The following is a 6,699-nucleotide window of genomic DNA, read 5'->3' as shown; positions in this document are numbered from 1 at the left end:
GTCCGGATCTAACTGAGAGGTGCGCTGGATAATACCAGCCATCGACTCAAACCAAGATAGAGCGGATCTGCTGCGGATTGATCAAAAGCGCAAACACGCTTTAACTGAAGTTGCAGCCCAATTACATCAAGATTTACAGGCTGAACTTTGGCGGCATGAAAATAAAATCAGCAGCATAGAAAATAAGCAAACTGTGCAAGCTGAGAGGCAAGCAATTACTACAGGATTAAGAGAGAAACGACAACAACTGTTAGCCCGTGCGAGGTTTGGCTCAAGGGCATTAGAACCCAATCAAACACCCCAAGAAGTCATACCAGTTACTAGCCAAAATCATGCACCAGCATCAAGTGTTTCTGCAACAGGAACAGTTCGCGGTTGGGGTGCAATGTTGGGTAACTTGTGGCAGAAGTTAGGCGATAGATAATTAATCAATAAAGGTAAGGCTGATGCTAGTAAGGAAACGAAATGAAGATCCTCATAGCGTCAGCCCTTTTTTGCATGAAGGGCTGGCACAAACACCACAATCAACTAAGCAGCATCAACAACCAGAACAGCCACAACCACTGCCAGAAAATAACCGGGGTAGAACATTTAGACGTGCTGGTAATGCCTGTGAGATTGTCGCTGGCAGTTGTCTAAATTCGGCAGTGATTTTCACCTTTCATTTATTACAAGTTCACCCAGTTGGAATGTTCTTAGCTGTGGGTACTGCACACCTGTACTTTACTGCCACTGCAACAGGTGAAGGGTTTAATAATTTTGTCACTAATCTAATGACTGGTTGCAGTGCGTCATTAGCCCTATTGTGTGCGCTCAATGAACCCATTAGTGAGTGGAATGAATCGAGAACTTCTACTAGTACAGTTAAGACTTCTATTGAGTCGGTTTATAAGCCAAAAACTGCTGAATCTTCAAGTTGGATGGATGGTGCAGGAGTGGGCATATTTCTAGTGATATTAATGATTTTTCTATTTCGTGGTGGTAAGAGTAAATGAATTATTTAAGCGAGAAACATAAACAGTTATCTGAGTCACAACAATCGGGTTTAATGTTGTGGTTCGGACAGTTGCCGATGGACAAGAAAGCTGTTGCCATTGGGCTGAGTTTAACTGTAGGAATTAGCTCTGCGGCAATGGCTTGGAAAGGGGAGTCAAGCGACCGCATTTATTTTTGCATTCGGACTCCCCAGAAAAAATTGGTATGTCAGGATCAGAATAACAGACCTTTTAGGATGACCCCCCATTATTGGGAGCAATGGCAGTTAGATGGAATGCCGCGCCAAGTAGTGCGTGACCCAGCTATGGGGGTAAACGGCTTAGTCAAAGCTACCAACCCATACAAAGCGTTTTGGGCGTTTGGTGGATTCCTGGGGTTTGCGCTAGCTGGGTGGATGTTGCGCCATTGTCAGTATGAGGAGAAGCAGAAAGCCGTATTTGAAGACATCGCCCAAAAACGGGACGCAGCAAAAGCAGAGATGGCCGCACGTTCCGAGTTGTTAGAGAGCTACCGAGATGTTGCGATCGCAGAAGTGCAACTGCAAGCCGACTTGGATCTAATCGCCAACGAGCGCACTGTTGATATCCAAAAAGCAGAGATTTACGCCCACACTGAGATTGAAGTTACCCAAATGGAGGCATCCGAGGCTATCTTTGAGGCGCAGACGGCTGGGATGACTGAGCAACAGAAGGCGGAGTACATTTTGCTGTTGCGTGAGATGAAAACGCCTTACTTGCAAGGGAGTCAGACTTTAGCAGGGACGATTGACCCCTCAGACAAGGTTACTGGCAGTGAACAACAGGCGATAAGAGACGGCGACAAATATCGCTGGATCAACAACACCATCGGCTACCCCACGCTGATATTTGGGGGCATGGGTGCAGGTAAATCATGGACTACCAGAGAGATTATCTGGTCAAAGCGTCAAGCCGGATGGAACATCGTAGCGCTTGACCCTCACGGAACTTCGGTCGAATGGCGAGGTGTGCGGCTGATTACCGGCTACAAAGAAATAGCGGACTTTATGCAATGGTACATGGATGAAATGCGCCAGCGCTATGAAGATTACCGCCGTAGTGGGCTAACTGAAGAACAGTGGACAGAACGGTTAAGAAATAGCGGCAAGATGCTATCAGTTATTGCTGAGGAATTCACCACCTGGACAGATAACATAACTGAGCCAATGCCCCAAGATTGTGACCTCGATAAATGGAAACCAGATCCAGATTTTATTGGTAAATGGTTTCGCTGTGCCATGACTGAATCTCGCAAACAATTAATGATTCCTTTGTTCGTAGCTCATGACCGCACAATGGAAATCCTAGCCAAAGCCAAAGGATTATCAAAACTTCGGGATGCTGCATTACTAGAGATTGAACTAATCGCAACTATTGACCCGATTACCACAGAAGCTAAAGCTAGCGGTCAGGGCAAGATTAAGCTACCTGGGCATGGTCAATGGATTGATATTGAACTGCCTAAACTCGACCACAAGCGAATTGATTTTCGGCTTGATGAATCCTTTCAAGCTGATGCTCAAGGCAACACCAGTCATGTAGACCCCAAACTTTCCACTGATCACCAAACAGCCGAGCGCATCTGGCAATTGGAATTTAATTTAGATAAGCCCCCAGATGACTCTAACCCTACTCCATCCCTAACACCCTTTGCCCAATCATTGCTGCAATACCTCCAGCGCACCGGAAGAACATCGGCAGTCATACAGGAGATACAGCCAAACTTCAAGGTAAAAGGTCAACGGTTCAGTTCCGAACAGTTGAAGCGATTGTTTAATGAGTTGGTTGAGAACAGGCTGGCCGTCTGGCTAGATGCAAATACTATCGAAATTACCCAAAATCGGACAGAGGGACAGAACGGACAGAACTAGACATAATCCTTGTACAGCAAGGCACAAAGGAGACAGAGAGCAAGATAGAACTCAGACAGCAGACAGATAATTTTGGAGCATGAAAAAATGAGTATAAAAAAATTGTTCACGATTATTAACGGCGAATGCGAAAGTGAGGATGGATTACTTGAAGCGTACACAGGACTTGTAGAAGCTCCAAAATCTCGGATAATTTTACTGGAGAAGTTTAGCGCCAATGGTGAAACACCACTATTTAGGGTAGTTGTCCGTTATGGTCTAGTTAATGAGAACGGAAACAACTTAGAAGATGAGGAAAGGACACTACCAAGCTGGATGCACCCTGAAAAAATCTATTTGATGACACACCCTAGTTACAAAGTATCTTTTTAGCCATGAGCTTTGGTATCAAAGAAAAATATTAATCAATACAGAGTGGATCAACTTTATACAAATAAAAGGTAAAATTATCACTTGTAACTTAGTTTCAGAAATTTATTGTATTTAGTATTTAAAAAGCCAAACTCATCAATAGTTTTACGTACATAATTATTTTAACGTTCTACTTGAAACCGTATATTATAGGACACTAATCAAATCAAACATCCAGCAAATATCATGAAATAAGAACTAACGATAGCTTTGGCATCTTGAATATAAATGATATCTCCATATAGTATTCATGCCTAACCCTCAAGTGCTAATTCTAGATGACGATGAACGTTGGCTAGCTCTACATGAACGTAGGTTAAAAAATGCTGGAATCGATTACTACCCTACTCAGCATTCCACTGACGCTATTGAGTTTGCCAAAAATAATAACACCAAAATAGCTCTGATTGATGAGATTTTATTTGTTCCCCCTGTTTTTAATGAGCAAGAAGGAGAATTACAACACTGGCAAGGAAGAGGAGTTGTCCGTGAGATCATCAATCATGGTCTAGATACTCAGTTTATATTCATTACCTCCGCTCCTAATAAGCGAGGTAAGTTGACTGAAAAAGAATTCTGGCAAGAAGTTGTATCTTTAAAAATTCTTCCTGGCGTAGTTGAAGTTATCAATAAACAAGAAATAGATCACAATATAGAGGACTCCTATGAACGAATAATTAATTTTATTAGGAAGTTCCATCAAGATGCTCACAAGGCAGGCATTTTTAATCTAAATAAAACTCCATTCAACAGGGTTTCACAACAATTAAAAATCATTCGTATCCATGTGAGTTTAGGTTTCTTCAACATTAATTTAGATAGGACACAAAACATGACTGCAACGAATTGGATTTTACCCAATAACAAGGGTATTTTAAACGTTGACAATACAGTTAACGGACATCAAAACGGGACTCAAAATAACTACTCTGCAAAGCAAGATTTAATAAAAGCCGCCGAGGAAATTCACGCGATACTAGATTATCTTTCGCAAATATATCCTACAGACACCGAACCTCAAAAACAGATATTTGCTACCGAATTTAAAAAAGAAATTGAGCGGAAACCAGAACTGAGGACTAAAATTATTTCAGCTCTTCAATCTGGTGGTAAGGAAACTCTGAAGCAACTTTGCAGTCATCCGGCTGTGGATATTGCGATCGCAGTTTACGAGGGTTGGCAGAATCCTTCATAAATCTCGCGTGCGAGTAGCAATGGAACCAAAATGTACGCTAACGACTGATTCCTGTGATAACAATAAAATTTCTACTTTTTTCAATGTCTCATTTTCATCGGTTATTCAGGCTTTGAGGCTATTTTTCCTGTGATAAAAATTGTTATCACAAGAATAGATATCTTTGAAGACGGCGGCTCAAACTCAGGTACAGTATGCATCTTGGGCTTAACGTATATTCCTGTTCCAATGCTACTCACGGGCGAATCTTCATTTGCCCAAAGGTAAGATTTTCGTCCTAAAAGACAGTCTAAATCGTGGTAGGGTGTCGAACTAACTGCATCACTCTACTACCATAGACAAAATCAACAGTTACAACTATCGATTCTTGAGGTTAATGTATTAGATTTCCCAGAAAGTTATCTAATATCGACAGTACATACGACAGAGGAAGATTTAGCAACTCAGTGCTTGTAACTTGGTTACAAGCATTTGTATGAGCAAACGCTTGAATTATTTATGGTGTAACAGTTAGAGCAGCTAATTCTCAAAATTAACTTTGTTGTAACTTTTTTAATTGTTACACAAATTGCAGGCGTTAAATTAGAGGTTTTAAAAGCAATGGACAAGTATGCAATCATCTCGCTGTGGAATTGCGATCGCTACTCATCAATTTTACAAAAATTAATTTTTATTTAGAACATCAACTAGATTTAAGGGGGTGAATGAGGAGGTTGGTTTTCTATGTCATTAGCAGCTAGTAAAGGAGGAGTATATGCAAAGTATAATGACCCCATTGGTTATGATATCAATATAGTCAGACAATGGTTATCTGTAGGTCAAAAACAAATTACTAGTTATCAACTCTATCAAAATCTAGTTGAAACGTCACGTCTCATCCAGTTAGAACTAGGTATAGGTAATACCTGTGGACTGGAATGCCAACATTGCTTTTTGGGTTACGAAAGTGGCGCTATGATCAGTCAATTAACACCCATGCCTGTCTTACTAAACACAGTCACAAACATGATTGAACAAATGGGTACAAGATTAATTGCAGTCACAGATAGAGATGCTCTTACACCTAAGCGTTCAATCCAATTTTTTGAACATATAGCTAAACTTCGCACAAAGTATCCCCAAATCAAGATGGGAGGAGTTACTAATGGTTTAGTAATTGATAAATATGCTGATGATTTAGAGGCAATTAAACTCGATTATTTGGATATTTCATTAGACGGGTTACGTGATGAACATGATCAAATTAGGGGAAAAGGTAAATTTGATTTAGTCTTAAAAAACTTAAGAATCGCTCTGAATCGACAATTAGCAAAAAGAGTAATTGTTGCTACTACACTTCAACGCTTCAATGATGATTCAGTGATTAGATTAATTCATAAACTTATTATTGAAGAAGAAGTACAATGGTTCGATATTGGTCCTTTGATGGCTGTAAAAATGCACAAATACCAGCTACAAGCAAAGGATATAGTAGACTTTTTAGACAGCCTCTCTCAATCTCTTATACCAGTAATAGTTCCAAAATCAGTCACCATTTTAATAGAAATATGTGCTTATTGTGCTGCCTTTATTCCAGCATTAATAGATAGTGGTTGGCTAATTCCAAAAAATCTTCGTCAAGATGAATATGGACATTTATATCAAAATATTTATATTAATGACTCCATAACCATCACACTTCGACCAGAACTAATTCCTGAATACTGGCGACACACTTTGCGGATTTCATCCGATGGTTATGTAATCGGGGGATGTGAACCTTTAACCCAAAGAGATTATACTCAGCTAGCTATAAGCAATATTCAGTTGGAAGATATCCAAAATATTTACCACAAAGCCTTAGCAATCAACTCACCTTTTCATCATGCTATTATGAGTTATGACCAGTCAAAGTGCCGTAATAAAGCTTGTTTTTCTCATTGTTTAGGTGGAGATCCTCTCTTAGCTAAGTCGGTATACGACGATTACAACGTGAAAGACCCTAACTGTATTTGGGATGAATATGAATATAAAAATACCTTAGATAAGGAAAAGTATTTCAATTTTTCTTAATTATTTAAAGCGTATTTACAAGGGCTGTATCTTCCGACAATTATTAAATATTATCTTAAAATAATAATTTTTGTTAAATATGATAAATAAACTTTAATTTTCGCGAGAAAAAATCTTCAAACTGTAGAATTTAAAAACAGGAGTATATTTAAATACT

Annotated in this window: 6 protein-coding genes; all 6 read left to right on the top strand. The window is 39.6% G+C overall.

Annotation, left to right across the window (positions count from 1 at the left end):
• The first annotated feature begins 19 nt into the window (after positions 1–19).
• Complete coding sequence (locus HWQ39_RS00970) at positions 20–424, top strand: hypothetical protein (RefSeq protein ID WP_292840272.1); 405 nt, start codon at positions 20–22, stop codon at positions 422–424.
• A 22-nt stretch (positions 425–446) separates the two neighbouring features.
• Positions 447–995 (top strand): hypothetical protein, encoded by a 549-nt coding sequence (locus HWQ39_RS00965; RefSeq protein WP_292840270.1) that lies wholly within the window; start codon positions 447–449, stop codon positions 993–995.
• Positions 992–2,884, top strand: a complete 1,893-nt coding sequence (locus tag HWQ39_RS00960; RefSeq protein ID WP_292840268.1) for a hypothetical protein — start codon at positions 992–994, stop codon at positions 2,882–2,884. The genes HWQ39_RS00965 and HWQ39_RS00960 overlap by 4 nt, the downstream gene beginning before the upstream one ends.
• An 87-nt stretch (positions 2,885–2,971) precedes the next feature.
• Positions 2,972–3,256, top strand: coding sequence for a hypothetical protein (locus HWQ39_RS00955; protein WP_292840266.1), 285 nt, complete (start codon positions 2,972–2,974; stop codon positions 3,254–3,256).
• 289 nt (positions 3,257–3,545) lie between these two features.
• Positions 3,546–4,490: a hypothetical protein gene (locus tag HWQ39_RS00950; protein ID WP_292840264.1), complete on the top strand. Its 945-nt coding sequence runs from the start codon at positions 3,546–3,548 to the stop codon at positions 4,488–4,490.
• A 723-nt stretch (positions 4,491–5,213) separates the two neighbouring features.
• Entirely contained in the window at positions 5,214–6,542 is a 1,329-nt protein-coding gene (locus HWQ39_RS00945; RefSeq protein WP_292840262.1) for a radical SAM protein, read from the top strand.
• Positions 6,543–6,699 lie beyond the last annotated feature (157 nt).

Source organism: Nostoc sp. NMS8, assembly GCF_017115045.1.
Classification (GTDB): Bacteria; Cyanobacteriota; Cyanobacteriia; order Cyanobacteriales; family Nostocaceae; genus Nostoc.
Note: the sequence above shows the minus strand (reverse complement) of the source record. Positions and strands in the feature narration are given on the sequence as shown.

Coding starts and splice junctions, on each gene's coding strand:
- HWQ39_RS00965 (WP_292840270.1), top strand. CDS start 447: ATGCTAGTAAGGAAACGAAATGAAGATCCTCATAGCGTCAGCCCTTTT.
- HWQ39_RS00960 (WP_292840268.1), top strand. CDS start 992: ATGAATTATTTAAGCGAGAAACATAAACAGTTATCTGAGTCACAACAA.
- HWQ39_RS00955 (WP_292840266.1), top strand. CDS start 2,972: ATGAGTATAAAAAAATTGTTCACGATTATTAACGGCGAATGCGAAAGT.
- HWQ39_RS00950 (WP_292840264.1), top strand. CDS start 3,546: ATGCCTAACCCTCAAGTGCTAATTCTAGATGACGATGAACGTTGGCTA.
- HWQ39_RS00945 (WP_292840262.1), top strand. CDS start 5,214: ATGTCATTAGCAGCTAGTAAAGGAGGAGTATATGCAAAGTATAATGAC.